Origin of the sequence: Sediminihabitans luteus (assembly GCF_002797595.1) — a bacterium.
Classification (GTDB): domain Bacteria; phylum Actinomycetota; class Actinomycetes; order Actinomycetales; family Cellulomonadaceae; genus Paraoerskovia; species Paraoerskovia lutea.
This window is the reverse complement of sequence record NZ_PGFE01000001.1, coordinates 287,880-314,256: the sequence shown is the minus strand read 5'-3', so window position 1 is coordinate 314,256 and position 26,377 is coordinate 287,880. Positions and strand designations below refer to the sequence as shown.

General features: G+C 74.6%; 27 protein-coding genes and 1 tRNA gene. 16 read left to right on the top strand and 12 right to left on the bottom strand.

Annotated features, from left to right (window positions below):
• Positions 1–30: 30 nt before the first annotated feature.
• Positions 31–1,011, top strand: a complete 981-nt coding sequence (locus tag CLV28_RS01495) for a Rossmann-fold NAD(P)-binding domain-containing protein (RefSeq protein WP_100421532.1) — start codon at positions 31–33, stop codon at positions 1,009–1,011.
• 44 nt (positions 1,012–1,055) lie between these two features.
• A complete protein-coding gene (locus CLV28_RS01490) occupies positions 1,056–2,219 on the top strand; it encodes a YlbL family protein (protein WP_239073363.1) in 1,164 nt (387 codons plus the stop codon).
• A 6-nt stretch (positions 2,220–2,225) separates the two neighbouring features.
• On the opposite strand, the gene CLV28_RS01485 is transcribed toward CLV28_RS01490, so the two are convergent.
• The gene (locus CLV28_RS01485) at positions 2,226–2,807 is read right to left on the bottom strand and encodes a PPA1309 family protein (RefSeq protein WP_100421531.1); all 582 of its coding nucleotides are present in this window, start codon (positions 2,805–2,807) and stop codon (positions 2,226–2,228) included.
• 141 nt (positions 2,808–2,948) lie between these two features.
• On the opposite strand from CLV28_RS01485, the gene CLV28_RS01480 reads away from it, so the two are divergent.
• Positions 2,949–6,008 (top strand): UPF0182 family membrane protein, encoded by a 3,060-nt coding sequence (locus tag CLV28_RS01480; RefSeq protein ID WP_100421530.1) that lies wholly within the window; start codon positions 2,949–2,951, stop codon positions 6,006–6,008.
• 110 nt (positions 6,009–6,118) lie between these two features.
• Positions 6,119–6,192 (top strand) — tRNA-Met (locus CLV28_RS01475).
• 133 nt (positions 6,193–6,325) lie between these two features.
• Here CLV28_RS01475 and CLV28_RS01470 read toward each other — a convergent pair.
• Both CLV28_RS01470 and CLV28_RS01465 read right to left on the bottom strand, forming a co-directional pair.
• Positions 6,326–7,195, bottom strand: coding sequence for a cytochrome c biogenesis CcdA family protein (locus tag CLV28_RS01470; protein WP_203968285.1), 870 nt, complete (start codon positions 7,193–7,195; stop codon positions 6,326–6,328).
• A 3-nt stretch (positions 7,196–7,198) separates the two neighbouring features.
• Complete coding sequence (locus tag CLV28_RS01465) at positions 7,199–7,789, bottom strand: redoxin domain-containing protein (protein WP_203968287.1); 591 nt, start codon at positions 7,787–7,789, stop codon at positions 7,199–7,201.
• Between the two features lie 264 nt (positions 7,790–8,053).
• Between CLV28_RS01465 and CLV28_RS01460 the strand changes: the two genes are divergently transcribed.
• Together CLV28_RS01460 and CLV28_RS01455 are read left to right on the top strand one after the other, a co-directional pair.
• On the top strand, positions 8,054–9,196 hold the full coding sequence (locus tag CLV28_RS01460) for a DUF2235 domain-containing protein (RefSeq protein ID WP_100421528.1): 1,143 nt from the start codon (positions 8,054–8,056) through the stop codon (positions 9,194–9,196).
• Between the two features lie 78 nt (positions 9,197–9,274).
• Positions 9,275–9,811 (top strand): DsbA family protein, encoded by a 537-nt coding sequence (locus CLV28_RS01455; RefSeq protein ID WP_100421527.1) that lies wholly within the window; start codon positions 9,275–9,277, stop codon positions 9,809–9,811.
• 7 nt (positions 9,812–9,818) lie between these two features.
• On the opposite strand, the gene CLV28_RS01450 is transcribed toward CLV28_RS01455, so the two are convergent.
• Positions 9,819–10,307 carry a hypothetical protein gene (locus CLV28_RS01450; RefSeq protein WP_100421526.1) on the bottom strand — a complete coding sequence of 163 codons (489 nt, stop codon included), beginning with the start codon at positions 10,305–10,307 and terminating at the stop codon, positions 9,819–9,821.
• A 9-nt stretch (positions 10,308–10,316) separates the two neighbouring features.
• Entirely contained in the window at positions 10,317–11,702 is a 1,386-nt protein-coding gene (gene nhaA / locus CLV28_RS01445) for a Na+/H+ antiporter NhaA (RefSeq protein WP_100421525.1), read from the bottom strand.
• Positions 11,703–11,781: 79 nt separating this feature from the next.
• On the opposite strand from nhaA, the gene CLV28_RS01440 reads away from it, so the two are divergent.
• The 5 genes from CLV28_RS01440 to CLV28_RS01420 all read left to right on the top strand — a co-directional run bounded on the left by CLV28_RS01440 (position 11,782) and on the right by CLV28_RS01420 (position 16,247).
• Entirely contained in the window at positions 11,782–13,053 is a 1,272-nt protein-coding gene (locus tag CLV28_RS01440) for a molybdopterin molybdotransferase MoeA (protein ID WP_239073364.1), read from the top strand.
• A complete protein-coding gene (locus CLV28_RS01435) occupies positions 13,050–13,466 on the top strand; it encodes a molybdenum cofactor biosynthesis protein MoaE (RefSeq protein ID WP_100421523.1) in 417 nt (138 codons plus the stop codon). The genes CLV28_RS01440 and CLV28_RS01435 overlap by 4 nt, the downstream gene beginning before the upstream one ends.
• The gene (locus CLV28_RS01430) at positions 13,463–14,134 is read left to right on the top strand and encodes a GNAT family N-acetyltransferase (RefSeq protein ID WP_100421522.1); all 672 of its coding nucleotides are present in this window, start codon (positions 13,463–13,465) and stop codon (positions 14,132–14,134) included. Before CLV28_RS01435 ends, CLV28_RS01430 begins: the two co-directional genes overlap by 4 nt.
• A gap of 131 nt (positions 14,135–14,265) precedes the next feature.
• On the top strand, positions 14,266–15,192 hold the full coding sequence (locus tag CLV28_RS01425; RefSeq protein ID WP_100421521.1) for an ABC transporter ATP-binding protein: 927 nt from the start codon (positions 14,266–14,268) through the stop codon (positions 15,190–15,192).
• Between the two features lie 260 nt (positions 15,193–15,452).
• Positions 15,453–16,247: an ABC-2 transporter permease gene (locus CLV28_RS01420; RefSeq protein WP_342352777.1), complete on the top strand. Its 795-nt coding sequence runs from the start codon at positions 15,453–15,455 to the stop codon at positions 16,245–16,247.
• A 64-nt stretch (positions 16,248–16,311) separates the two neighbouring features.
• Here the strand turns inward: CLV28_RS01420 and CLV28_RS01415 are convergent, their stop codons facing one another.
• From CLV28_RS01415 to CLV28_RS01395, 5 genes are all read right to left on the bottom strand, one after another.
• Positions 16,312–16,983, bottom strand: a complete 672-nt coding sequence (locus tag CLV28_RS01415; RefSeq protein WP_100421519.1) for a vitamin K epoxide reductase family protein — start codon at positions 16,981–16,983, stop codon at positions 16,312–16,314.
• Positions 16,984–17,159: 176 nt separating this feature from the next.
• Complete coding sequence (gene moaA / locus CLV28_RS01410) at positions 17,160–18,239, bottom strand: GTP 3',8-cyclase MoaA (protein WP_373314341.1); 1,080 nt, start codon at positions 18,237–18,239, stop codon at positions 17,160–17,162.
• Between the two features lie 19 nt (positions 18,240–18,258).
• The gene (locus CLV28_RS01405; RefSeq protein WP_203968295.1) at positions 18,259–19,173 is read right to left on the bottom strand and encodes a VOC family protein; all 915 of its coding nucleotides are present in this window, start codon (positions 19,171–19,173) and stop codon (positions 18,259–18,261) included.
• Between the two features lie 169 nt (positions 19,174–19,342).
• Positions 19,343–19,723, bottom strand: a complete 381-nt coding sequence (locus CLV28_RS01400; protein WP_100421517.1) for a universal stress protein — start codon at positions 19,721–19,723, stop codon at positions 19,343–19,345.
• Positions 19,724–19,760: 37 nt separating this feature from the next.
• Entirely contained in the window at positions 19,761–20,606 is an 846-nt protein-coding gene (locus CLV28_RS01395; RefSeq protein WP_100421516.1) for an IclR family transcriptional regulator, read from the bottom strand.
• An 81-nt stretch (positions 20,607–20,687) separates the two neighbouring features.
• Between CLV28_RS01395 and eda the strand changes: the two genes are divergently transcribed.
• The 5 genes from eda (at position 20,688) to CLV28_RS01370 (ending at position 24,609) form a co-directional block, all read left to right on the top strand.
• Positions 20,688–21,434, top strand: a complete 747-nt coding sequence (gene eda, locus CLV28_RS01390; protein ID WP_100421515.1) for a bifunctional 4-hydroxy-2-oxoglutarate aldolase/2-dehydro-3-deoxy-phosphogluconate aldolase — start codon at positions 20,688–20,690, stop codon at positions 21,432–21,434.
• Complete coding sequence (locus tag CLV28_RS01385; protein WP_100421514.1) at positions 21,431–22,537, top strand: sugar kinase; 1,107 nt, start codon at positions 21,431–21,433, stop codon at positions 22,535–22,537. Before eda ends, CLV28_RS01385 begins: the two co-directional genes overlap by 4 nt.
• Positions 22,538–22,635: 98 nt before the next feature.
• The gene (locus CLV28_RS01380; protein WP_100421513.1) at positions 22,636–23,034 is read left to right on the top strand and encodes a hypothetical protein; all 399 of its coding nucleotides are present in this window, start codon (positions 22,636–22,638) and stop codon (positions 23,032–23,034) included.
• A 136-nt stretch (positions 23,035–23,170) separates the two neighbouring features.
• Positions 23,171–23,587 (top strand): TFIIB-type zinc ribbon-containing protein, encoded by a 417-nt coding sequence (locus CLV28_RS01375; RefSeq protein WP_100421512.1) that lies wholly within the window; start codon positions 23,171–23,173, stop codon positions 23,585–23,587.
• 32 nt (positions 23,588–23,619) lie between these two features.
• Positions 23,620–24,609 carry a bile acid:sodium symporter family protein gene (locus CLV28_RS01370; RefSeq protein WP_239073365.1) on the top strand — a complete coding sequence of 330 codons (990 nt, stop codon included), beginning with the start codon at positions 23,620–23,622 and terminating at the stop codon, positions 24,607–24,609.
• On the opposite strand, the gene CLV28_RS01365 is transcribed toward CLV28_RS01370, so the two are convergent.
• Together CLV28_RS01365 and CLV28_RS01360 are read right to left on the bottom strand one after the other, a co-directional pair.
• Positions 24,599–25,345 (bottom strand): hypothetical protein, encoded by a 747-nt coding sequence (locus tag CLV28_RS01365; protein ID WP_100421511.1) that lies wholly within the window; start codon positions 25,343–25,345, stop codon positions 24,599–24,601. The genes CLV28_RS01370 and CLV28_RS01365 overlap by 11 nt on opposite strands.
• Positions 25,342–26,352 (bottom strand): hypothetical protein, encoded by a 1,011-nt coding sequence (locus CLV28_RS01360; protein WP_100421510.1) that lies wholly within the window; start codon positions 26,350–26,352, stop codon positions 25,342–25,344. The genes CLV28_RS01365 and CLV28_RS01360 overlap by 4 nt, the downstream gene beginning before the upstream one ends.
• Positions 26,353–26,377 lie beyond the last annotated feature (25 nt).

The window sequence follows — 26,377 nt, the reverse complement described above, 5'->3', positions numbered from 1 at the left end:
AATCCGACCCACCGGACGGGCGGCGCAGGCATGTCGGCAGGGCAGGTTCGCTCAGGGCGCAGCGACGTCGTCGTGCTCGGGCGCGGCCAGGTCGCGCGGCTCGTGCGCGCCGCGCTGGCCCCCGAGGCCCTCGTGCCGGACGACGCGCCGCCGCTCACGCCGTCGACCGTCCTCGTGCTCGTGGTGCCCGTGGCCGAGCTGCCCGCGCGACGCCCGGGCGAGGTGCTGGCGGACGTGCGGGCGGCGCTCGACGCGGCCCGTGCTGCCGGCGTCGAGCGGGTCGTGGCGATCACGTCCGCCGTGGTGCACGGCGCGGCGCCGGGAGCGCTCCCGCACGACGACGACGCTCCGCCGACCGCGGCCGACGGCGTGCGCGGCGTGCTGCCCGAGGTGCTCGACGTCGAGTCCGAGCTCGCGGTCTCGGGCGTCGCGGCGCTCACGGTGCTGCGCCCGACCGTGCTCGTGGGCCCGGGCGTCGACACCGCGCTGACCCGGCACCTGACCGCGCCTCGGCTGCTCGTGGTGCGCGGCGCCGCGCACCGCTGGCAGATGCTGCACGTCGACGACCTCGTCGAGGCCGTGCGGGTCGTGGTCGAGCAAGGGCTCACGGGCGCCGTGACCGTCGGCGCGGTCGACGCGGACGGCGCACCCGACCTCCTCACGGCCGACGAGACCGCCGCGGCCGCGGGGCTGCGCACCATCACGGTGCCCGCCGCGACCGCGTTCTCGATGGCCGAGAGCCTGCACCGCGCCCGCATGCTTCCCGCGGGCGCGCAGGACCTCGCGTTCGCGGTCTACCCGTGGACCGTGACGGCAGCACGGCTCGTCGAGGCCGGGTGGCGGTCCACGACGTCGAGCGCCGCGGCGGTCGCCCAGGTGCGCGACGCGGCCGCCGTGCCCGGGCGGCGCAAGGTCGACGCACGCGACGCGGCGGCGCTCGGGGCCGCCGGCGCCGCGGTCGCGGTGCTCGCGACCGCGGCGGTGTGGCGGCGGCGCGCCGGCGGCCGATGAGCGGCGTGTCGCCCGAGCACGGACCGATCGGCGATGATGGCCGGGTGAGCGACGAGCGACCCACCCCCGACCCGACCGCGGGACCCGTCCCGGGCCCGGCTGCGGCGTCCGACACCGACGTGACCGAGGACTACGAGCCGGAGCCCGCGACGCGACGGGCCACGACGCTCGCCGCCTCGCTGCTCGCGACGCTCGCGATCGTCGCCGTCATGGCGTTCCTGCCGGCACCGTACGCGGTGCGCGGCCCCGGCCCGACCGAGGACGTGCTCGGCGCGCAGGACGGGCAGGAGCTCATCCAGATCAAGGACGAGCAGACCTACCCCGCCACGGGCGAGCTGCGGCTCGTGACCGTGTCGGTCTCGGGCGGCCCCGGCTTCCCGGCCGACGCGCTCACGGTGCTGCGCGGCTGGGTCGACGAGAAGCGGTCCGTCGTGCCCGTCGAGTCGGTGTTCGACCTCGACCAGTCGCGCGAGGAGGTCGACGCCGAGAACCAGGCCGAGATGACGTCGTCGCAGGAGAGCGCGACCGTCGCCGCGCTGACCGAGCTCGGGTACACCGTGCCCGCGACGCTCACGGTCGTCGGGACCGTCGAGGGCAGCGGCGCCGAGGGCGTGGTCGCCGACGGCGACGTGCTCACGAGCGTCGACGGCGACGAGCTCGTGACGTACGACGACCTCGTGGACGACCTCGCGAAGACCTCGCCCGGCGACGACGTGGAGCTCGGCGTCACGCGCGACGGCGAGCCGACCACGGTCACCGTCACCATGAGCGACATCCAGGGCCGCACGTCGCTCGGGGTCTACCTCGACCAGCAGTTCGACCTGCCCGTCGACGTCCAGATCCAGATCGAGGACATCGGCGGCCCGAGCGCCGGGACGATGTTTGCGCTCGGGATCATCGACAAGCTCACGCCCGAGGACGAGGCGAACGGCCACGTGATCGCCGGGACCGGCACCATGAGCGTCGACGGGCAGGTCGGCGCGATCGGCGGGATCCGGCAGAAGCTCTACGGCGCGCAGCGCGACGGCGCGACGTGGTTCCTCGCCCCCACGAGCAACTGCAACGAGGTCGTGGGCAACGTCCCCGACGGGATGCACGTCACGGCCGTGAGCACGCTCACCGAGGCGCTCGCGGCCGTCACGGCCATCGGGCAGGACGACACCGACGGCCTGCCGACGTGCGAGCAGGCGGTCGAGGGCAAGGGCTGACGCCGCTCAGTCCTCGAACGTTGCGCGCAGCGCCTCGGTGAGCCCCGGCACGAGGTCGGGGCCGAACGCGACCTGGTCGTCGGCGTCGTGCGAGCGCGAGCGCAGCGCGCACCACGTCGAGCCCTCGCGCAGCACGCCCGCGGCGATCCGCACGTCCTGACGGTCCGGGTGGTTCGCGAGGTGCTCGAGCGCGGCCTCGTGCTCCGCGGGGACGTCGTCCTCGGCCTCGGGCGGCAGGACGATCCGCTCGACGACCACGGCCGCGCCCGCGACCGCGGGCGGCCAGCCGATCCGGCCCAGCAGCGCCTCGAGGTCGTCGGTCGGGTCGAGCTCCTGCTCGACCGACGTCAGGTGGCGCGGCTCGGCGCGCGCGGTCGCGACGACCTCGGGGGGCAGCCGGTCGGCGAGCGTGGGGTCGGCGTCGAGCGCCTGCGACGTCTCGACCAGGGCGAACAGGCGAACGGGGGCGTCCCAGCCCGCCGTGGCGACGTGCTGCTCGATCTCGCGCACGGCGTCGGCGAGCGCGACCTGCGCGGCCGAGAACGCGGGCTCGGGGCTCGGAGCGGGGGGCGTGGCATCGGGTTCCATGCGTCCAGGATCCCAGACGTCGGTCGCGCCCTCAGGACTGGGGAGAACGTGTGTGGGAACCTGGGTGGGCCGCTGGACGTTCCATGGGCGAGGCGGTCGCGCGAGCGACCGGTCGCCACCCGAAGAAGAGGTTCGCACACCGTGTCATTCGCTGATGCACCCCGCCGGACGCCGCAGGCGCCGGCACGCCCCCGAGGACGACGTCCGCTGGTGATCGCGCTCGTCGTGGTCGCCGCGCTCGTGGTCGTCGTGATGCTCGCCGCCCAGTTCTGGACCGAGGTGCTGTGGTTCACGCAGCTGGGCTACGAGTCGGTCCTGTGGACCGAGTGGGGCGTGCGGGCCGCGCTGTTCGCCGTCGGGTTCCTCGTGATGGGTGGTGCGCTGTTCGCGTCGCTCTCGGTCGCCTACCGCTCGCGGCCGGTCTACGCGCCGTCGACCCCCGAGCAGGCGACGCTCGACCAGTACCGCGAGGCCGTCGAGCCGTTGCGCAAGGTCGTCACGTGGGGCGCGCCCGCGCTCATCGGGTTCTTCGCGGGGACGGCGGCCTCGGGGCAGTGGCAGACCGTCCTGCTCGCGATGAACAAGGTCTCGTTCGGGCAGGCCGACCCGCAGTGGGGCTTCGACCTGTCGTTCTACGTGTTCGTGCTGCCGTTCCTCACGTTCCTCGTCGGGTTCCTGCTCGCGGTCGTGATCGTCTCGGGCATCGGCGCGCTCGTGACCCACTACCTCTACGGCGGCCTGCGCATCGGCGGGGCGCCCAACCAGGGCCCGCGCACGACGCGCGCCGCGCGCATCCAGCTCGCCGTGCTCGCCGCGCTGCTCATGCTGCTGGTCGCGGTCAACTACTGGCTCGACCGCTACTCGATCCTCAACTCCCAGGGCGACAAGTTCGACGGCGCGAGCTACACCGACGTCAACGCCGTGATCCCGTCCAAGACGATCCTCGCGATCCTGGCCGTGGGCGTCGCGGCGCTCTTCGTCGTCGCGGCGATCATCGGCAACTGGCGCCTGCCCGCGATCGGGGTCGGGCTCATGGTCGTCTCCGCGATCGCGATCGGCGGCATCTACCCCGCGATCGTCCAGCGCTTCCAGGTGGCCCCGAACCAGCAGGAGCTCGAGGCGCCGTACGTGCAGCGCAACATCGACGCCACGAGCGACGCGTTCGGTCTCGACAAGGTCGAGGCGCAGCCGTACACCGCGACGACCGAGGCGACCAAGGGCGCGCTGCGCGAGGACGCCGACACGACGGCGTCGATCCGCCTCCTGGACCCGCAGGTCGTGAGCCCCACGTTCCGGCAGTACCAGCAGAACAAGCAGTACTACAACTTCGACGCGACCCTCGCGGTCGACCGCTACACGCTCGACGACAAGAGCGAGGACACCGTGATCGCGGTGCGCGAGCTCAACCTCGGCGGCCTCGGCAACGAGCAGCGCACCTGGGTCAACGACCACACGGTCTACACGCACGGGTACGGCGTCGTCGCCGCGTACGGCAGCCAGACCGGCTCGGGCGGGCGCCCGGCGTTCTACGAGGGCGACATCCCCTCGACGGGCAAGCTGACCGAGCTCGGCGACGGCTACGAGCCCCGCATCTACTTCAGCCCGCAGACCGAGAACTACTCGATCGTCGGCGCGCCCGAGGGCACCGACCCCTGGGAGCTCGACTACCCGGACGACAGCACCGACGGCCAGGTCAAGACGACCTTCGGGGCCGACGGGACCGTCGCCGGCCCGAGCATCGGGTCGTTCGCGACCAAGGTGCTCTACGCGCTCAAGTTCGGCTCCGAGCAGATCCTGTTCTCGGACCGCGTGACCGAGGACTCGCAGATCCTCTACGACCGTGACCCGCGCACCCGCGTGCAGAAGGTCGCGCCGTACCTGACGCTCGACGGCCGCGTGTACCCGGCCGTCGTCGACGGACGCGTCAAGTACATCGTCGAGGGCTACACGACCTCGAACGCCTACCCGTACTCGGCGCAGCGCGCGATCGACGAGGCGACGCAGGACTCGCTGACCAACTCCTCGGCGTCGATCCAGGCGATCGCGCCCGAGAAGGTCAACTACATGCGCAACTCGGTCAAGGCGACCGTCGACGCGTACGACGGCTCGGTCGACCTGTACTCGTGGGAGCCCGAGGACCCGGTCCTGCAGGCGTGGGAGAAGGTCTTCCCGACCGCCGTCAAGCCCATGGACGAGATCTCCGCCGGGCTCATGAGCCACCTGCGCTACCCCGAGGACCTCTTCAAGGTCCAGCGCTCGCTCCTGACCCAGTACCACGTGACCGACGCGCGGGACTTCTACACCGGCCAGGACTACTGGCGGAACCCGACCGACCCGACCGTGCCCGGCGACAACAAGCCGCTGCAGCCGCCGTACTACCTGACGCTGCAGATGCCGGGCCAGGACTCGCCCGAGTTCTCGCTCACGTCGACGTTCATCCCCGGTGGCACCACCGACCGCGAGATCCTCACCGGGTTCCTCGCGGTCGACGCCGAGGCCGGCGACGAGGCGGGCAAGAAGTCCGCGGACTACGGCACCCTCAGGCTGCTCGAGCTGCCACGCAGCTCGACCGTGCCCGGACCCGGTCAGGTGCAGTCGGCGTTCGACTCTGACGCCGACATCGCGAACGAGCTCAACATCCTCAACCGCGGCGGCTCCGAGGTCATCAAGGGCAACCTGCTCACGCTCCCCGTGGGCGGCGGCCTGCTGTACGTGCAGCCCGTGTACGTGCAGTCGTCCGGCACCCCCAAGATCCCGCTGCTGCGCAAGGTCCAGGTGTCGTTCGGTGACTCCATCGGGTTCGCCGACACGCTCGACGAGGCGCTCGACCAGGTGTTCGGGGGCGACTCGGGCGTCGACGCGGCCGACGCCGACGGCGACAAGGCCTCCGAGGTGCCCGACGCACCCGCCGAGGGCGACGGCGCGACGACCGACCCGACGCCGGCGCCCAGCGCCACGACCGAGCCGAGCGCGACGACCGAGCCCAGCGCGGCACCGACCGCCGGGACCGGCGGCGGGGGCGACGTCACCGACCCGCAGGCGCAGCTCGACCAGGCGCTCGCCGACATGCAGACCGCCTACGACGCCGCGGACGCTGCGCTCGCGGACGGCGACTGGGCGGCCTACGGCGAGGCGCAGGACCAGCTCAAGGCGGCGATCGAGCAGGCCGTCGAGGCGGAGAACGCGCTCTCCGGGCAGTGACACGGGACGCCCGTCACGCCGGCATCGGCCGGTGTGACGGGCGTCTCCGCTGCTCAGGGCCGCGATGATTTGGTCTTCCGGCCCAGGTCGCGTAGAGTCGTACCTACCGACGCGGGGTGGAGCAGCTCGGTAGCTCGCTGGGCTCATAACCCAGAGGTCGCAGGTTCAAATCCTGCCCCCGCTACTTGTGAAGTAGCACGAAGGCCCGGACCAGACGGTCCGGGCCTTCGTCGTTCCCGGTATCTCCGGAAGCGCCCGAGTCTCTGGGAACGCCCGGCTCTGGACGACCGATGTTCCCTGAACTCCCACCGCACGCGTCAGGCGGTGCGTCGGCGGCGGACGACGATCGCGCCCACGGTCACGAGCGCGACCAGCACCGCCGTCACGACGATCGTCACGACGCCCACCGACGCGACGGCGCGCGTGATCGCGGACTGCACCTCGACGGCCGCGCCGACCACGGGGTCGCTCGTCGCGTCGCCCGCGAAGACCCGCAGCTCGAACCAGCCGTACCAGGCGACGTACGCGCCCGCGAGCACGAGCAGCGCCCCGGAGAGCCGCGAGATCACGGGGGCGGCGCGGCGCATGCGGGCGACGAGCCCGGTCGACGCGGTCGCGGCGGCGAGCGCGAGCACCCCGACGACGGCTCCCATGCCGAGCGCGTAGACCACGTAGGTCGCGACGACGCCGACCGGCCCGCCGTCGCGCACGGCGCCGGCGGTGACCGCGAGGAACGGGGCGATCGTGCAGCTCAGGGACGCGAGCGCGAACGTCGCGCCGTACCCGACCTGCGACCCCCAGGACGCGCGGGGCGCCCTGCCGTAGCGCGCGAGGCCGCCGATGCCGAGCGACCTCCCGGTGAGCAGCCACACGCCGAGCCCCACGAGGGCGAGCCCCACGACGATCGTGACGACCGGCAGGTACCGCTCGAGCGACACCGTGAGGGTCGTCAGCAGCACGCCGAAGATCCCGAACACGAGCACGAAGCCCACGGTCATGCCCGTGGTGAACCGTGCCGCCCGGCCGATCGCGGCGGACTGCGTGCCCTCCTCGGGCGTCGGCGGGGTCGCGACGAGCAGCGTCAGGTAGGCGGGCAGCAGCGCGAACCCGCACGGGTTGAACGCCGCGACGGCCCCGGCGACGAGGGCGAGGCCGAGCAGGACGGGGTCGACCACCGCGAGGTCCACGGCTCACCCGTCCACGAGGTCGGCGGCGCGCGTCGCGAGCGCGTCGTGCCCGAGCGCGCCCACGACGAGCTCGGTCGAGCCGTCCGCGCCGACGAGCACGTACGACGGCTGCGAGACCACGCCGAACTTCTGCCACAGCGCGCCGTCGTCGTCGACGACGTGCGCGAACCCGTCGACGCCCGTGTCGTCGACGAAGCCCTGCATCGCGTCGACCTGGCCCAGCCCGGGCACCCCGACGAAGGTCACGTCGCCCGCGAGGTCGGCGGCGACGTCCGACACCGCGGGGGCCTCGCCGCGGCAGATGGTGCACCACGGCGCCCAGAACCACAGGACGACCGGCCCGCCGGCGAGCTCGGCGGCGTCGAAGGCGTCGCCCGCGACGGTGGTGCCGGTGAAGTCGAGCGCGGCGGGCACGACGACGTCGGGCTCCGGGCTGTCGGACGTCGCCGGGTCGGCCTGGTCCTCGGGCGTCGTCGGGGCGGACGTCGCCGTGCTGGCCTGGTCGGCGGACGCCGCCGTTCCCGCGGTGTCCGGCGCGTCCTGGGCTGCGCACCCTGCGAGCGCGAGGAGGGCCACGACCCCTGCGGCGGTCAATGTGGTTCTGGCGGGCGTGGTCCTGGCCGCCGTGGTCCCTGTCGGTGTCGGCCTGGCGCGGTGGGTGCTCACGGGTGCTCCTCGGGTCGGGACGCCGCGGTCTCGACGTCGTCGTACCTCGCACAACGCCCGCCGGTCGGGGCTCGATCCCGGTCCGGACCTGACGAAACCCTTTCGGTCCGGCCCGGCCTGGCGTCGTCCGCGGTATCACGGGGCGGCGGAGGCCCTCCCTCCTGGTGCGGGGGACGGGTTCGAGGAGGAGCGATGAAGCGGATCGTGCTGTGCTGCGACGGCACGTGGAACTCGCCGGTGCGCGAGAGCGTGTCGAACGTCGAGAAGATCGCGCGCGCCGTGGCGACGGGGATCGTCGGGGACGGCGTGGTGCAGGAGGTGCACACGGTCGGGGGCGTCGGGTCGCGCGGGTACCTGCTCGACCGGGTGCTCGGGGGAGCGTTCGGGTACGGGATCACGACGAACGTGGTCGAGGGCTACCGGGAGATCGCGCTCGGGTACTCGCCGGGCGACGAGATCTTCGTGTTCGGGTTCTCCCGGGGCGCGTACACCGCGCGCAGCGTCGTCGGGATGATCGCGGCGGTCGGTCTGCTGCGCCCCGAGGCGGTGCTCGAGAACCGGCTGCGCGAGGCCGAGCGGCTGTACCGCGAGCGCAGCGACGCGACCGCGGACGTGCGGGCGGCGTTCCGGCGCGAGCACGCGTACGCGAGCGTGCCGGTGCGCATGCTCGGCGTGTTCGACACGGTCGGGGCCCTCGGCGTTCCGGGCCTGACGCGGCGACGCAGCCGGTTCCACGACGTCCGGCTCGGGCGGGACGTCGTGTGCGCGCGGCAGGCCCTCGCGATCGACGAGCGGCGGCGCACGTTCGAGCCGTGCCTGTGGGAGGTGCCCGAGGCCGAGGCGAGGCCGGGGCGCGTCAAGCAGGTCTGGTTCCCTGGCGTGCACAGCGACGTGGGCGGCAGCACCCGGCACACCGCGTTGTCGGACGTGACGCTGCGGTGGATGGTCGGCGAGGCCGAGTCGCAGGGGCTCGTGGTCGACCACGCGCGGCTCGCGGCGCAGCTCGAGGACGAGCCGGTGTTCGAGGTCGTCGGCGCACCGACGCCGCTGTGGCGGTGCATCAACCTCGTCAAGCGCGTGCGCCGCAACCCGCGGTTCCGCGGCGACGTGCGCGTGCTCGCCGGCGTGCCGGCGCGCGAGGGGCCCGGGTACCGCGACGAGGCCCGGATCGCGTGGCCCGCGCTGCGGCTCACGGCCGACGACGCCGACCCGGCCTACCGCGAGCACGCGGTCAACGTGGGGTGGTGGCGCGAGAGCGCGGGTGCCGGGCTCGACGGCCTGGTCGAGCACGTGCGCGACCTGGACGGCGACCGGCGGCGCGTCGTGCTCGTGTGAGCGCGCGCGCCCGCGCGGTCGGGCGGACGATGGGCGCATGAGCGACGACCGAGGACCGACGCCCTGGAGCGGGGACCGATGACGACGCTGCCGCGCGAGGTGCTCGTGCCGGCCGACGCGCACGTGCTCGGGTCGCCCGACGCACCCGTGACGATCGTCGAGTTCGGCGACCTCGAGTGCCCGTACTGCAAGGACGCGGCCCCCGTGCTGCGCGACGTGGTCGAGGCCTCGGACGGCCGTGCGCGCCTCGTGTTCCGGCACTTCCCGTTGTTCGAGGTGCACCCGCACGCGCTGACCGCGGCGCTCGCGGTCGAGGCCGCGGCGGCGCAGGGGCGGTTCTGGCCGCTGCTCGACGCGCTGTTCGCGCAGCAGGACGACCTCTCGGACGCCGGGATCGTGCGTGCCGCCGCGACGCTCGGGATCGAGCCGGCGGGCCTCGTGGGGGAGGCGGCGCAGCGGTTCGGCGGCGTCGTCGAGCGCGACTACGCCGACGGCCTGGCCGCGGGTGTCGCGGGGACGCCGACGGTGTTCGTCGACGGTGTGCGGCTCACGGGCCGGGTCACGCGCGAGAGCGTGCAGGCGGCGGTCGACGCGCGGCTACGCGGGTCGGGCTGAGCGGCCGTCAGCCGAGCGCGACGAGCACCGCACGCAAGGCCGCGGTGGCCTCCTGGAGAGCCCCTGCGGGTACGGTGCGCAGCGCGACGGCCTGACCGCTGACGACCGCGGTCACGGCGCTGAGCGCGAGCTGCTCGCCCGCGACGGTCAGACGCACGACGGCGGGCGTGCCCGCCCCGACCTCGACCAGACCGCGCGCGGCGAGCGAGGCCGCGGCGTCGGCGTCCGACACCTCGACCGACGGGACCGTGCCCTCGTACGGGTGCCCGGCCGACCGGAGCGCGGCGAGCAGCGCGTACTCCTCACGCGTGAGGTCGAGCGTGCGCAGACGGTCGCGGGTCACGGCGTCCAGGAGCGCGTGCAGCCGCTCGACCCGCGCGGCGAGCATGAACGACTGCCCGGCGATCCCCGGGGTCTCGGCGTCCCAGCGGGCGGCGAGGCGGTCGACGTCGTCGTGGGTGGCCGCGTCGTGGGGCACGTGGGGCGGGTGGCTCATGCGACCAGCCTAGGCGGGCGGCGCGACCCAGGGGCGTGGCGGCAGCGCGGCGGGCGGGCCGTCGTCGGGCGTGCACAGGGGAGAGCGCTCCCCGAAGAACCGGAGCGTGACCGACCCGAGCACGGCCGCGATCAGGGACGCGGTGAGCACCCCGATCTTGGCCTGCGCGACGAGGGCCTCGTCGTCGAACGCGAGCTCGGTGACGAACAGCGAGATCGTGAACCCGATCCCGGTCAGCACCGAGCCGCCGAGCAGGTGGGTCCAGCGCACGCGTCCCGGCAGGTCGCCGATCCCGGTGAGCAGCGCGAGGCTCGACGCCGCGAACACGCCCACGGTCTTGCCCACGACGAGCGCGACGACCACCGCGACGGTCACGGTCGAGGTCGCGCCCGCGGCGAGCGAGTCGCCGGTCAGGCTGATCCCGGCGTTCGCGAGACCGAACAGCGGGACGACGACGTACGCCGACCACGGGTGCAGCACCCGCTGGAGCCGCTCGGCCGGCGGGACGGCGGCCCGGGCCGCGAGCTCGGTCAGGTGCTCGCGCTCGGCGGTCGTCTCGAGCGAGAGCGTGCGCGCGTACCGGGGGACCGCCTCGACGTCCTCGCGGCGCGCGAGCCGGGCGGGCACGACCAGCCCGAGCACGACGCCCGCGAGCGTCGCGTGCACGCCCGAGGCGTGCACCGTGCCCCACAGCGCGATCCCGAGCAGCAGGTACGGCGTCAGGCGCCACTCGCCCATGAGCCGCACCACGACGAGCGCGACCACGAGCAGCACCGACGCCCCGAGCCACGCGAGCGAGACGTGGTCGGTGTAGAACACGGCCATGACGGTGATCGCGCCGATGTCGTCGACCACCGCGAGCGTGAGCAGGAACAGCCGCAGCTGGTCGGGGCAGCGTGGCCCGAACAGCGCGAGCACGCCGACGACGAACGCGGTGTCGGTCGACATCACGATGCCCCACCCGTGCGCGCCGTCGCTGCGGCCCGCGATCGCCAGGAACAGCAGCGCGGGCACCACGAGACCGCCGAGCGCGCCGAGCGCGGGCACCGTCGCGGTGCGGCGGTTGCGCAGCTCGCCCGTGGTCAGCTCGCGGTTGATCTCGAGGCCGATGACGAGGAAGAACACGGCCATGAGGGCGTCGTTGACCCACGCGTGCAAGTCCATGACGAGTCCGTGACCGCCCACGCCCACGCCCGCCGTCGTCCCCCAGAAGGTCGTGTACGCGTCGGACCACGGCGAGTTCGCCCACACGAGCGCCGCGACGGTCGCGGCGAGCAGCACCACGGCGCTGCCCGCCTCGGTGCGCAGGAACCGCACGACCTGCGGCGCGACGGGCCGCACGGTGATGCGGAGCGGGGGGCCGGGGCGCGCGGGCGGGTCGGTGGGCACGGTCACGGGTCAACGGTCGTGCGTGCGCGCCGCCCGCGCAACGGCTGCGCGCCCGAGCCGCGCGGCGGGCGGCTACCGTGGGGCCGTGACCACCCACGACGCGGGCGCCGCGCGCCCGCCCCGGACCAGCGTCGAGCAGCACCGCGCGGACGTCGCGGCCCTGCTCGCGCCCCTCGTCGCGCGCCGCCCGGTCGAGCGGCTCCCGCTCGCGCACGCGCTCGACCGCGTGCTGGGCGCCGACGTCAGCGCACCCGTCGCGGTGCCCGCGTTCCGCAACTCCCAGATGGACGGCTTCGCGGTGCGCACGGCCGACGTCGTCCCGGGGCGCGCGCTGCCCGTCGTCGGCGAGATCGCGGCCGGGTCCACGGCCGCGCCGCTGGCCCCCGGCACGGCCGTGCGCATCATGACGGGCGCCCCCGTGCCCGACGGCGCGGATGCCGTCGTGCCCGTCGAGGAGACGTCGGTCGGTCGCTTCGGCGCGGACGTGACCGAGGTCGTGCTGGGCGCGGTGCCCGCCCCGGGGGCGTTCGTGCGCGAGGCCGGATCGGACGTGCGGGCGGGCGACGTCGTGCTGCCCGCCGGGACGCGGCTCGCCGCGACGCGCCTCGCGGCGCTCGCGGCGTGCGGGATCGCGCACGTCGAGGTCGTCGTGCCGCTGCGCGTCTCGGTCGTCTCGACCGGGGCCGAGCTCGTCGCGCCGGGCGAGCGCCTCGGCCCCGGCCAGGTCTACGACGCGAACGGCACCGCGCTCGCGGCGGCCGTGCGCGCCGCGGGCGGCACGGTCGCGTTCGAGGGACGCAGCGGTGACGACCCGCGCGTGCTCGCGGGCGTGCTCGCCGACGCCGCCGCGCTCGGCGACCTCGTGCTGACGTCGGGCGGCGTGAGCCAGGGCGCGTACGAGGTCGTCAAGGACGTGCTCGGCCCGGACGCGGACGCCGCGTCGCTGCCGTTCGCGCTGCGCGACACCTCGGTCGAGTTCCGCACGGTCGCGATGCAGCCCGGTGGCCCGCAGGGGCTCGGCAGGTTCCGCGGCACCCCGATCCTCACGTTCCCCGGCAACCCGGTGAGCGCGCAGGTCTCGTTCGTGGTGTTCGTCCGCGAGCTCGTCGCCGCGGCGGCCGGGCGCGTCGCGGACGGCGCCCGGCCGCGTCGTCGTCTCGACCACGCGGTCACGTCGCCTCCCGGGCGGCGGCAGATGCTGCGCGGGGCGCTGAGCGTGGGCGGCGGCGTGCGCGTCGTCGGCGGCACGGGGTCGCACCTGGTCGCGGCGATGGCGCGCGCCGACGTGCTGATCGACGTGCCGGCGGACGTGGAGGCGCTCGACGAGGGCGCCGAGGTGGAGGTGTGGGAGCTGTGAACGAGAGCCGGGTCACCCAGGACGTGCTCGACGACGCGGTCGTGCGCGCGGTCGAGGACGCCGTCGCCGCGCCCGAGTGCGGGGCCGTGGTCACGTTCCGCGGGGTCGTGCGCGACGTCGACGGCGGACGCGACGTGACGGGCCTCGACTACGAGGCGCACCCCGACGCGACGGACGTGCTGCGCGCGTGCTGCGCGCAGGTCACGGCCGAGACGGGCCTGCGCGTCGCCGCGGTGCACCGCTACGGCGTGCTCACGATCGGGGACGTCGCGCTCGTGGCGAGCGCCTCGGCCGGGCACCGGCGCGAGGCCTTCGACGCGTGCTCGCTGCTCGTCGAGCGGATCAAGGCGCAGGTGCCGATCTGGAAGCGTCAGCACTTCACCGACGGCGACTCGGAGTGGGTCGGGCTGTGAGCGGCGGGCCCGCGGACGTGGGCGCGGTGGACGACGTGGCGTTCGTGCGCGTGCGCCGGGCCGAGCCGCACGACCTGCCCGCGGTGCGCACCGTCCTCGCGGCCGCGCTCGCGACCGACCCGATGATGCGCTGGGTGTTCCCGGGCGACGAGCCGCGCCCCGACGCGGTCGCGGCGTGGCTCGCCCCGGCGGTCGAGGGCTACGTGCTCGCGGGCTCGGCCTACGTCGCCGAGACGTTCGGCACGGCCGAGGGCGACGGGCCACGCGTCGTCGGCGCCGCTGCGTGGCAGGTGCCCACCCCGACGACGGCGGGCCCGCTGCCCGCCTACCTGCCGGGTGCGCGCGTGCTGCTCGCCGAGCTCGTGGGCGCCGAGCACGCCGACGCCGTGCTGACCGGGATCGCCTCGACCCGCTCGCAGCGACCCGAGGCGCCACACCCGTACCTGCACCTGCTCGGCGTCGACGCGGGGGCACGACGCCGCGGGGTCGCGACCGAGCTCGTGCAGGCCGGGCTGGCGGAGCTCGCGCCCGACGGGCACGCGGTCGTCGAGACCATGGCCGAGGCGAACCTCGGCTTCTACGAGCGGCTCGGGTTCGTGCGGCGCGCGCACGGGTCGCTCGGCGCCGGCGCCCCTGACAAGCACACGCTCGAACGGCTCCAGGGCTGAGCCCGGGGAACGCTCAGGGGCGAACCAGGGTCGATCTCAGGGGGATCCAGGGTCACACGGGAGCCGCGCGTTCCTAGGCTCGACGACGAGCGCGACCGACCGGTCGTGCACGACCAGTCGAGGGGACAGCCATGATCGTGGTGCAGGGCCTGACCAAGAGGTACGGGCCGCGGACGGCGGTGGACGGGATCTCGTTCACCGTCCGGCCGGGGCAGGTGACGGGCTTCGTGGGCCCGAACGGCGCAGGGAAGTCCACGACCATGCGCATGATCATGGGACTCGACCGGCCGACGTCCGGCACGGCGAAGGTCAACGGGCGCGCGTACGCCCAGCACACCTCGCCGCTGACGCAGGTCGGGGCGCTGCTCGAGGCCAAGGCGATCCACCCGGGCCGCACGGCCCGCGACCACCTGCGCGCGCTCGCCGCGACGCACCACGTGCCCGCGCGCCGCGTCGACGAGGTCCTCGAGATGACGGGCCTGACCTCGGTCGCGCGCAAGCGTGCCGGCAGGTTCTCCCTCGGGATGGGCCAGCGGCTCGGCATCGCGACCGCGCTGCTGGGCGACCCGCGCACCGTGATCCTCGACGAGCCGGTCAACGGGCTCGACCCCGAGGGCGTGCTGTGGGTGCGCAACCTCGCGCGGCACCTCGCAGGCGAGGGGCGCACCGTGTTCCTGTCGAGCCACCTCATGAGCGAGGTCGCGCTCACCGCCGACCACGTCGTCGTGATCGGCGCGGGTCGCATCCTCGCGGACGCCCCCGTCGCCGACGTCGTCGCCGGAGCGTCGCGCGGCCTCGTCGAGGTCCGCACGCCCGACGCCGTCCGCCTCGCGCCCGCGCTCGTCGCGGCGGGCGCCCAGGTGTCGGACGACGGCACCGGCCTCCTCGCCGTGACCGGCCTCGACGCGCCCGCCATCGGTGCCGTCGCTGCACGCGAACGCGCCGTGCTGCACGCGCTCACGCCGCAGGTCTCGACGCTCGAGGAGGCCTACCTCGCCCTGACCGCCGACGCGGTCGAGTACCGCACGACGCCCGTCCTCGAAGGAGCAGCACGATGAACGCGACCCCGACGACTGCCGCGACTGCTGCGGCCCCGACGCCTGCCGCGACCGCGGTGACTCATGCGAGCCCGACGAATGCCGCGACGGCAACGTCTGCTGCGACTGCGGCGACTCCTGCGAGCTCGACGACTGCCGCGACGGCAACGTCTGCTGCGACTTCGGCGACTCGTGCGACTGCGGCGGCCACCGCGCCGGCGGGCGTCCGGCCGTCCGCCCGGACCGGGACCGGACCGCGTCGGCTCGACCCCGCGACGGGCGTGACGTCGCCCTACTACTGGCAGACGTTCGGAGGGGTCCTGCGCTCGGAGTGGGTCAAGCTGCGGACGCTGCGCTCGACGTGGTGGGTGGTCGGCAGCACCGTGCTCGTGATCGCGGGCATGGCGCTCGCCTCGTCGCTCTCGCTCGTCAACGACCCGGACCCGGTCGCCGCCGCCGACTACTTCTCGCCGACCATGGCCGTGACCTCGGGCGTCGGGTTCGCCCAGCTCGTCGTGATCGTGCTCGGCGCGCTCGCGATCACGGGGGAGTACGCGACCGGGATGATCCGCTCGTCGTTCGCGGCGACCCCCGCGCGCACGCCCGTGCTGGTCGCCAAGGTCGTGGTGGTGGGCGCCCTCGTGCTCACGACGACCGCGCTCGGGCTCGCGATCGGGTGGGCGGCGTCGTGGCCCGTGCTCGACGGCGCGGGGCTCCGGCTCGAGGCGGTCGGGTCCACGTGGCAGGCGATGCTGGGCGTGCCGGTGTACCTCGTGCTGGTCGCGCTGACGTCGCTCGGCGTGGGGGCTCTGCTGCGGCACACCGCCGGCGCGATCTTCGCGATGGTCGCCGTGGTGCTCGTGCTGCCGAGCGTGCTGAGCCTCGTTGACTCCGCCTGGGTCGGGGCGATCGTGGACCACATGCCCGTGAGCGCGGGCGGCGCGTTCATGGCCGAGACCGTGCTGAGCACGCCCGGCGCGGGCCCGTCGGCGTGGGCGGGGTTCGTGACGATGGTCGTCTGGGCCGTGGTCCCGCTCGTCGCGGCCGGGGTCGTGCTGCGCCGCCGCGACGCGTGAGTCGGATCGATGCGTGCGCCGGTTCGACGCGTGAGTCGGATCGACGCGTGGGACGGGGCCGCGGTCAGCCGAAGATCGCGGTCCCGTACTTGGCGAGGATCGCCGCGACGAGCAGCACGAACCACGTCGCGAGCAGGATCCCGAACGCGCCGGACCGCACGAGCGACAACGCCCGGCGCTGCAGGCCGCGCGGCCAGTAGAGGTTGTCCTCGAGGATGTTCCAGTGCAGCATCGAGGCGAACACGAGCGTGGTCGCGGCGGTGACGGTCAGGCACCAGGGGCACAGCGCACCGATCTCGAACATCGACGCGTAGAGCAGCCAGTACGCGAACACGAGGCCGAACAGGTAGATCGTCTGCGCGGCGACCATGAACCAGCGGGGGAACCGCACGCCCGCGAGGCCCGCCACGGCGAGCGTGATGACGACGGGCTCGGCCATGAGCCCGAGGAACGCGTTGGGGAACCCGAACAGCTCGGCCTGCCACGAGACGCCGACCTTGCCGCACGAGATCACGGTGTTGACGTCGCAGGCGAGCGCCGTGCCCGGGTCGGCCGCGAGCTTGACCGCGTCGATCGAGAGCACGAGCGCTGCGGTCAGGGAGATGAGCGCGCCGACGAGCATCTCGCCGAACAGCCACTGGCGGGAGTGGAAGAAGCCTGTGGGGCGCGCCTCGGGGTCGTGCCCGAGGTCGGCGGTCTCGAGCGCCCCGTGGGCGTCGTCGTCGGTGTGCGCCATGGTTCCCTCGGCTCGTCGGACGGCGGGCGACCGGACGGACCCCGCTTGTGAAGAATAGCGCAAGCGCAGGACGGGCTGCCGCGCCCCCACCGCCGAGCGCAACCTTCCGCACCCTCGTGAGGCCATTGTCGGTGCGCAACGTTGCGGTCGCCCGGGAAGGCGCGGCGGGCCGGGGCTCAGCCGCCGATCGCGCCCATGCTGCGGCCGGTCGGCGCGAACGACTCGGGGTCGGGCGCTCCGTCGTCGAACCCGTGCGCCCAGGGCTTGGCCCACATCGCCGCCTGCCAGGCCGTGGCGAGCGCGTCGTCGTCGGCACCTGTGCGCAGCAGGGCGCGCAGGTCGGTCTCGGCGTCGCCGAACAGGCACGAGCGCACCGTGCCCTCGGCGGTCAGCCGGGTGCGGTCGCACGCGCCGCAGAACGAGCGCGTGACCGACGCGATGATCCCCACGGTCGCGGGACCGTCGTCGACGAGCCACTCCTCGGCCGGTGCGCTCGGGTCGTCGCGCCCCACGGCGCGCAGCGCGAACCGCTCACCCAGCTCGTCGAGGAGCCGCTCGGCGGTGACCATGTGCTCGCGGGCCCAGCGCTTGTCGGCGTCGAGCGGCATCTGCTCGATGAACCGCAGGTGGCAGCCGTGCTCGACGGCCCAGGCGAGCAGGTCGCGCGCACCGCGCAGCGTCTCGGGCATGAGCACGGCGTTGAGCTTGATGGGAGCGAGGCCCGCGGCGAGCGCGCCCCGGATCCCGGCGAGCACGTCGGGAAGGCGGTCGCGGCGCGTGAGCTCGGCGAAGTGCGCCCGGTCGACGCTGTCGAGCGACACGTTGACGCGGTCGAGACCTGCCGCGACGAGCGCGGGGGCGACCTTGTCGAGGCCCAGCCCGTTCGTGGTCATCGACAGCGACGCCTCCGGCGCGGCCTCGCGCGCGAGGCGCACGATCTCGACGATCTCGCGGCGCACGAGCGGCTCGCCGCCCGTGAACCGGACGTCCGTGACCCCGAACCGGCGCGCCGCGATCCCCACGAGGCGGGCGATCTCGCCCGGCGTGAGCAGGTCGTCGCGGGGGATCGAGGGCAGACCCTCGGCGGGCATGCAGTAGGTGCAGCGCAGCGAGCACTTCTCGGTCACCGAGACCCGCAGGTCGCGCGCGACCCGGCCGAACCTGTCCACGAGCGCGTCGGTGTCGGGGCGTCCGTCGAGCGACGGCGCCCCGGTGCTCGGGCGGGTGCTGGGCATGCCCAGCGTCACGGCGGCCACGTCGCGATCGTACCGGGGCTCAGGCGGCCGGTGCCGCGCGGACCTCCACGAGCGTGCGCCACGGGTCGTCGAACCGCAGCGTCTCGCCGTCGTGACGCGACCCGACCCCGGCGGCGTCCAGGCGCCCGGCGAGCGCGGTGACGTCGTCCGCGGTCGGGACGACGATCGCGACCTGACCGAGCCCGAGCGACGCCGCGCGCGGACCCGCGCCGCGGCTGTTCCACGTGTTCATGGCCATGTGGTGGTGGTAGCCGCCCGCCGAGACGAAGAGCGCTCCCGGCACGGTCGCGGTCTCGGCGAACCCGAGCACCCCCACGTAGAAGTCGCGCGCGACGTCGACGTCCCCGACCTGCAGGTGCACGTGGCCGAGCGCCGCGCGGTCGTCGGACGTCGCGAGCGGGGCCGTGTCGCGCTCGCGCAGTCGCCCCCACGACTCCGGGTCGAGGTGCTCGGCGAGGTACGCGTTCGGGTCGAGCCGGAGCGTGTCCATGCGGACGCCGCGCGCGTCCCAGCCCCAGGTCTCGCGCGGTCGGTCGGTGTAGAGCTCGACCCCGTTGCCCTCGGGGTCGGTGAAGTAGAAGGCCTCGGAGACGAGGTGGTCGGCGCTGCCGACGAACGACCCGGGCGCGGTGCGCGCGGCCGACGCGACCGCGCGGGCCAGGCCCGGGGCGTCGTCGAACAGCACGGCGGTGTGGAACAGGCCCGCCTGGCCGGGGCGTGCCGCGGGCAGGTCGCGTGCACGGCGCAGGACGACGAGCGGGACGTCGCCCCGGCCCAGCACCACGGTCTCGGCGCGGGGGTCCGCCGCCACGGCGGTGCGCTCGGCCAGGGCCGTCGCGGAGACGTCCGCGGGGAGCACGTCGAGCGTGAGGGCGTCGCGGTAGTAGCGGGTCATGAGGTCGAGGTCGCCGACGTGCAACGTCACGAGGTCCATCGTGGTCGCGGCGGCGAGGGCGGACGGGGCGCTCGCCTCGGGCGTGAGCGGCGACTCGGGCGTGAGCCGCGACTCGGGCGTGAGCCGCGACTTAGACGTGAACGAGGACTCGGCGGGGGCGGTCATGCCCGGGTCAACAGTCGCGGGGCGACCGTTGTTCCGGCAGGAGTCAGTACGCGCCCTTGACCACGAGGACGGGGGCCGAGGCGTCGAGCAGCACGCGCTGCGTCGTGCTGCCGAGCAGGAACTTGCTGACGGCGGAGCGCTTGCGCGAGCCGAGCACGACGAGATCGGCGTCGAGGCGCTCGGCCTCGTCGAGGATCGCGTCGGCGGGCTCGAGCCCGTCGTACCGGTAGGCGATCGAGACCTCGACCTCGCTGCCGAGCGTGTCGAGCACGTGCGCGAGCGTCGCGGGGGTCGGGTCGCTCGGCGGCTGCGGGGTGAGCACGATGATCGCGAGGTCGGTGCTGCGACCGACCGCCTCGCCGTGGGCGCGGCGCAGCGCTGCCTCGCCCTGCGGGGAGTCGTTGTAGGCCACCAGAACCGTCATCGCTGCGCTCTCCTGTCCGTACGGCGGTCCCACTCTCTCACAGCGCGACCTCGCGCGCCCCGGCGTCCGGACCGCCCCCGGGCGCGTGCAGCGGCGGCAGCGTGAGGGTCGCGGGCAGGCGGGGCGCGACCACGTCGACGAGCGTGCGCGCGACCTCGGCGCGACGCCGTGCGTCGAGCCGCTCGGCGGGGGCCGTGACGCTGACCGCGGCCACGGCGTGCCCCGCGCGCAGCAGCGGGACCGCGACGCAGCTGATCCCCGGCTCGTTCTCCTCGACCTCCTGCGCCCAGCCGCGGGCGAGCGCTCGCTCGACGGGGCTGCCCGCGTCGTCGGGCCGCACGTGGGAGCCCGGGCGGTGCGCGAGCATCGCGCGGCCCAGGGCCGTGCTCGCGGCCGGGACGTGCCGACCGATCGCCGACCACACGCGCACGGGGCGTGCCGGCTCGACCTTGTCGAGGTAGACGACGTGGTCGCCCGCGAGCACACCGAGGTGGACGAGCTCGTCGACCTCGGCGCACAGGGCGCGCAGCGCGTCGTGCACGAGCGCGGGGAGGTTCTCGTCGCGCAGGTACGCGGCCGAGAGCGCGAGGGCGGCTGGGCCGAGGAGGTAGCGGCCGTCCTGGTCCTGGTCGACGTACCCGCGGTGCCGCAGCGCGGCGAGCGTGCGGTGCAGGGTCGACTTGTTGACGTCGAGCCGCGTGGCGAGCTCGGCGAGCGCGAGCCCGCCGCGCCCGGCGGGGGCGAGGGCGTCGAGCGCGGCGAGCGCCTTGTCGACGCCGCCGAGCGGGCTGCCCGGGGCCGCGCCCGAGACGTTGCCTGAAGGGCCCGCGAGGGCGCCTGAGGGATCTCCCGAGGGATCGCTCGGCACAGGGGTGGATGTCATGGCGGGTCTCCGGGTAGTCTTCGCTCAGCAGGAACGCACGTTCACCATAGCGAAACGAACGACATGAGGGAAGCGAGCTCCATGAGCAGCACACCAGAGCCCACGTCGACGGCGACGTCGGGCACCACGCGACTGACCCAGGCCGCGCTCGTCGCGGCGCTCGAGACCACGCGGCTCGTGCCCGTGGTCGTCGCGAGCGGCGCGGAGGAGGGGCTCAACCTCGCCGCCGCGCTCCTGCGCGGGCACCTGCCCGTCGCCGAGGTCACGCTCCGGCTCCCCGGGGCGGTCGACGCGATCGCCGCCATCGCCGAGGACTTCCCCGAGGTCGTCGTCGGCGCCGGGACCGTCGTGCGCGTCGAGCAGGTCGACGAGGCCGTCGCCGCCGGCGCGCAGTTCCTCGTCTCGCCCGGCCTGTCCGAGGCCGTCGTCGAGCGGGCGCGCGAGCTCGACGTCCCGATCGTGCCGGGCGTCGCGACGCCGTCCGACATCATGCGGGCCGTCGCGCTCGGCATCGACGTCGTCAAGCTCTTCCCGGCCAAGACGCTCGGCGGCCCGGGCGCGGTCAAGGCGCTCGCGGCACCGTTCCCTGGCCTGCGGTTCCTGCCCACGGGCGGCATCGGCGCCGACGACCTCGGTGACTACCTCATGATCGAGCAGGTCGTCGCGGTCGGCGGCTCCTGGATGGTCGACCGCGCGCTCGTGCAGGGCGAGGACTGGGACGAGGTGTCCCGGCGCAGCCGCGCCGCGGTCGACCTCGCGGAGCGCGTCATCGCGGCGCGCCCCCAGCCGCACCCGGCCGACGACGCCGCGACCGGGGCCCGCGCATGAGCGCCCCCGCGCTCCGGGTCCGTCCCGCCGACGAGTGCGCGCTCGACGTCGTCGCCCTCGGCGAGGTCATGCTGCGGCTCGACCCGGGCGAGCGGCGCATCCGCACGGCCCGCACGTTCTCCGCGTGGGAGGGCGGCGGCGAGTACAACGTCGCGCGCGGCCTGCGCCGCTGCTTCGGGCTGCGCGGGGCGATCGTGACCGCGCTCGCCGACAACGAGGTGGGCCGGCTCGTCGAGGACTTCATGCTCACCGGCGGGCTCGACACCTCGCACGTGCGCTGGGTCCCGTACGACGGCATCGGCCGGTCGGTGCGCAACGGCTTGAACTTCACCGAGCGCGGCTTCGGTGTGCGCGGCGCCGTGGGCGTGAGCGACCGCGGGGCGACCGCGATCTCGCAGATGCAGCCCGACGACGTCGACTGGGACGCGCTGTTCTCCCGCGGCGTGCGCTGGTTCCACACGGGCGGCATCTTCGCCGCGCTCTCGGAGTCGGCCGCAGACGTCGCGGAGGCCGCGATGTCGGCCGCGCGCCGGCACGGCACGGTCGTCTCGTACGACCTCAACTACCGGCCGTCGCTCTGGCAGGGCATCGGGGGCGTCGAGCGCGCCCAGGAGGTCAACCGGCGCCTCGCGCGGCACGTCGACGTCATGATCGGCAACGAGGAGGACTTCACGGCCAGCCTCGGCTTCGAGGTCGAGGGCGTCGACGAGTCGCTCACCGACCTGGACACGGGCGCGTTCCGCGCGATGATCGACCGCGCCGCCGCCGAGTACGACAACTTCCAGGTGATCGCCACGACGCTGCGCGGCGTGCGGACCGCGACGCGCAACGACTGGGGCGCGATCGCGTGGTCGCGCACGCAGGGGTTCGCCGAGGCCACGCACCGGCCCGACCTCGAGATCCTCGACCGCGTCGGCGGCGGCGACTCGTTCGCCTCGGGTCTCGCGTACGGCCTCATGGAGCTCGGCTCGATCGCGGAGGCGGTCGAGTACGGGGCGGCGCACGGAGCGCTCGCGATGACGACGCCGGGGGACACCTCGACCGCGTCGCTCGCCGAGGTGCGCAAGCTCGTCGGGGGCGGCTCGGCGCGCGTCGCGCGCTGAGCCGAGCGGCCGCGCGGCACCCTGGGGTCGGTGCCGCGCGGCCGGGCTGCGCCCCGCCTCGCGCTAGGCTGGGCGGGAGCGGCAGGACGGGAGTCGAGGTGAACGGTCGGACGACGCGCGACGCGTCCCTCCCCGCCCCTGACCAGCCGCGGGACGACCTCACCCTCCCGCGACGCACACCCCCCACGACGCTCGACCTCGCGCGTGCCGTCGACCACGCCCGGATCCTGCGCGCGGCGGGGGACCCCGGCGGCGCGGCCCGCGTGCTCGACCGCGCGTTCGACGCCGAGGGCCCGCGTCGGCTCGTCTCGGAGCGGCAGCGGTTCCGGGCCCTCGTGCTGCGCGCCGACCTCGCGCTCCAGCTCCAGGACGGCGCGTCCGCGGCCCGGTTCCTCGACGGCGCCGACGCGCTCCCGCTGGTCGCCGACGCGCTCGCCGCGCTCGACGGCGACGTGCACCTCGCGGAGGAGCTCCGCGAACGCCTCGACGTGCTCTGACCCGCGGGCCCGACGTCGGCACCCGCGATGCCGCGCGCGTGGCGCCCATCAGACAGCCCGCGGAACCTGCCCGGCCCGCGGGACGTTGGACGGGCGGAGGGCTCCCGCCCTCGCCCGACGACCCGAGGAGCCCATCGTGCAGTGCCCCGTGGACCAGTCCGTACTCGTCATGAGCGAGCGCAGCGGCGTCGAGATCGACTACTGCCCGACGTGCCGCGGGGTGTGGCTCGACCGTGGCGAGCTTGACAAGATCGTCGAGCGTGCCGCGACCGGCGCCGCCACCCCACCCGCGAACCCCGGCCCCGCGCCCGCCCAGCAGTACCCGCCGACCGCGGCTGCGACGTCCGCCCCCGACTACGGCTACGACCAGCGCGGTCACGACCAGCGCGGCTACGACCAGCGGGGCCAGGACCAGCGCGGCTACGACCAGCGGGGCCAGGACCAGCGGGCTTACGACCAGCGCGGCTACGACCAGCGGATCGACCCGCGCACCGGCAAGGCCTACAAGAAGCGCAAGAAGGAGTCGTGGCTCGAGGACCTCTTCGACTTCTGAGTGACGGGCCCGGGCCGACCTAGACTCGCCCGGTGCGCGCCTTCGTGACCCGCTGGGTCGACCCGTTCGTCGTCGGCATCCTGACCATGCTCGTGCTCGGGCTGGTCGTTCCCGTCCCGGACGCCGCCCGCGGGGTGGTCGATGGCGCGGCGACCGTCGCGGTCGTCGTGCTGTTCTTCGTGTACGGCGCACGGCTGCCCACGCGCGACATCTGGGACGGGCTGCGCAACTGGCGGCTGCAGGGCGGGATCCTCGCCTCGACGTGGGTGCTGTTCCCGCTGCTCGGACTCGTCGCGTCGGCCGTGGTCGAGCCGTGGCTCGGTGCCGCCCTCGCGCAGGGCGTGCTCTACGTGTCGCTGCTGCCGTCGACCGTGCAGGCGTCGGTCGCGTTCACGTCGGTCGCGCGCGGCAACGTCGCGGGGGCGGTGTGCGGAGCGACGGTCTCGAACCTGGTCGGCATGGTCCTGACGCCGCTGCTCGTGCTGTGGCTCATGTCGGACGTCGGCACCGCGGCCGGCACCGCAGGGATCGGCGGTCTGGGCGACGTCCTGCTGCACCTGCTGCTCCCGTTCGTGCTGGGGCAGCTCGTGCAGCCGTTCGTCGGGGCGTGGATCCGGGCGCGGCGCTGGATCACGCTCGGCGTCGACCGCGGCGCGATCCTGCTCATCGTCTTCTCGTCGGTCTCGGCCGCCGCGGGCGAGGGTGCGTGGGACGCGGTCTCGGTCGGCGGCGTGCTCGGGCTGCTCGCGGTGAGCGCGGTGCTGCTCGCCACCGTGCTGAGCGCGACGTGGTTCGGCGGTCGGGCGCTCGGCCTGGGCGTCGAGGACCGCATCGCGCTGCTCATGTGTGGGTCCAAGAAGTCCCTCGCGACGGGGCTGCCCATGGCGAACGTGCTGTTCCCCGTCGCTGTCGCGGGAACCGTCGCGGTGCCGCTCATCGTGTTCCACCAGCTGCAGCTCGTGGTGTGCGCGGTGGTCGCGCGCCGCCTCGCGGCGCGCGACCGACCGGAGCTCACTCGCTGAAGTAGACCGACGGAGCTTCCTCGAGGTCGAGCGCCCACAGCCCGCCCGACGTGTCGCGGCGCTCGACGCAGACCCCTGTCGACATGTGCAGGGGGGCGATCGCATTGTCGTGCGACGTCGTGTCGCCCACGAGCCGGGGGCACGGTCCGCCCGAAGCCCACTCGTCGGGATCGAGCAGGTACTCGACGCCCACCCCGAACCACGGCGAGACGATGCGCGGCCCTGAGTAGTCGAGCTCGAGCGGCACGTACCAGAACGACGAGCCCGGCTCGGGCTCGCGCTCGTCGTCCGGGTAGACGAGGTCGTCGGCCGTGACCGGGCGCGGGGTGCCGACGGTGATCGTCCACTCGTCGGTCGCGAGCGTCTCGCCGAACGCGTACGGGTCGTCCCAGGTGCCGGAGCCTGTCGCGTCCGGGCCGACCGCCGTCGGCAGCGCGTCGGACGGCTCCTGCACCGGTGACTCGTAGGCCTCGAACGCGCGGTCTTCGGCGCCGTTCACGTAGGCCCGCGCGACCCCGGTGCCGATGGCGGCGGCCGACATGCCCAGGACCACCGCGAGCATCAGCGCGCCCGCCCGGCTCGACCGGCCACCGGATCGCGGCTCGGGCTCGGGCTCGGCCGCCGGACGTACCGGCCCGTGCGGGCTCGCACCGTCCGCGGGAGCGGTCGAGAACGGCTGCTGCGGCGGCACGTACCCCTCGTACGGGACGTACTGCCCGTCGTCGGCGCGCTTCACGAGGTCTCCTTGGTCGATCGGGTGAAGAACGTTCCGAACGCCTGGTCGGTCGAGAGCATCCACTGCCCTGGACCCTCGGCGGGAGCGACCACGCACTCGGTGTACTCGACGGTCTCTCCCGGGGCGGTCGGCTCGGCCTCGTCGAGCGCGTCCGGGAACTCGCCGCAGTAGAAGAACGAGTACCTCATGCCGTCGTTCGTCCAGTACGAGATCACGACGTCCTGGGGGTCCAGCGTCCTGTCCGAGGTGTTCTCGAGCGTCACGGGCACCAGGTACGCCCGCTCGCCCTCCCCGACCAGGGGGCGGTCGTCGTCGAAGTACGGGTTGTCGGCGAGGATCTGCTCGGTCGAGTCGACCGGCTCGCCCAGCGTGATCGTCCAGTCGCCGGTCGCCACCGTCTCGCCGAGCCTGTACGGCGCGAGCCGCGTCCCGTCGCCCGACGCCGCCGGGTCGACCGCGACCGGGTTCGCGTAGTTCGGGACGGGGCCCGCGCCCGACGTCGTCACGAACCAGGCGCCGAGGCCGCCCACCACGACCGCGCCGAAGGCCAGGGCCACCGCGGCGCCCGTCGGGATCGTCGGGCCCGTGCGCACCCGCGTCGGCTTGGACTGCCCGACCACGGCCGCCGGGTAGCGGCTCGGGTCGTGCGCGGCCTGCGGGCCGCCCTGTGCGGCGAGCCCGCGCATCTGGGCGAGCAGCCATGCGCGCTGCTCGTCCTCGCTCGCGCCGGGGCCGGGGCCGGCGTCAGGCGCGAGGGGATTCGTCGGGGTGCCGTACGCCGGGACGTCGGGCGTGCCGTAGGGCGGGACGCCGGGCGTGCCGTAGGGAGGCGCGTACTCGGCGGCGCCGGTCGGGGTGCCCGGACCGTACGGGTCCTGCGCGTACGGGTCCCGGCCGTGCGCGTCGTCCGCGGACGGGCCAGAGCCCTGCGGAGCGGTGCCGTCGGGGTCAGCACCGTAGGGCCGCGGGGGCCCGTCCTGACCGGGCGGGGTGGGCGGGTACGACACGGGACCTCCAGCGCTGCGTGGTCGC

What these genes read in the sequence shown, in the direction of transcription:
- CLV28_RS01495 (WP_100421532.1), top strand. Translation starts at nt 31, where the DNA reads ATGTCGGCAGGGCAGGTTCGCTCAGGGCGCAGCGACGTCGTCGTGCTC.
- CLV28_RS01485 (WP_100421531.1), bottom strand. Translation starts at nt 2,807, where the DNA reads ATGGAACCCGATGCCACGCCCCCCGCTCCGAGCCCCGAGCCCGCGTTC.
- CLV28_RS01460 (WP_100421528.1), top strand. Translation starts at nt 8,054, where the DNA reads ATGAAGCGGATCGTGCTGTGCTGCGACGGCACGTGGAACTCGCCGGTG.
- CLV28_RS01455 (WP_100421527.1), top strand. Translation starts at nt 9,275, where the DNA reads ATGACGACGCTGCCGCGCGAGGTGCTCGTGCCGGCCGACGCGCACGTG.
- CLV28_RS01450 (WP_100421526.1), bottom strand. Translation starts at nt 10,307, where the DNA reads ATGAGCCACCCGCCCCACGTGCCCCACGACGCGGCCACCCACGACGAC.
- CLV28_RS01425 (WP_100421521.1), top strand. Translation starts at nt 14,266, where the DNA reads ATGATCGTGGTGCAGGGCCTGACCAAGAGGTACGGGCCGCGGACGGCG.
- CLV28_RS01415 (WP_100421519.1), bottom strand. Translation starts at nt 16,983, where the DNA reads ATGGCGCACACCGACGACGACGCCCACGGGGCGCTCGAGACCGCCGAC.
- CLV28_RS01405 (WP_203968295.1), bottom strand. Translation starts at nt 19,173, where the DNA reads ATGGACCTCGTGACGTTGCACGTCGGCGACCTCGACCTCATGACCCGC.
- CLV28_RS01400 (WP_100421517.1), bottom strand. Translation starts at nt 19,723, where the DNA reads ATGACGGTTCTGGTGGCCTACAACGACTCCCCGCAGGGCGAGGCAGCG.
- CLV28_RS01395 (WP_100421516.1), bottom strand. Translation starts at nt 20,606, where the DNA reads ATGACATCCACCCCTGTGCCGAGCGATCCCTCGGGAGATCCCTCAGGC.
- eda (WP_100421515.1), top strand. Translation starts at nt 20,688, where the DNA reads ATGAGCAGCACACCAGAGCCCACGTCGACGGCGACGTCGGGCACCACG.
- CLV28_RS01385 (WP_100421514.1), top strand. Translation starts at nt 21,431, where the DNA reads ATGAGCGCCCCCGCGCTCCGGGTCCGTCCCGCCGACGAGTGCGCGCTC.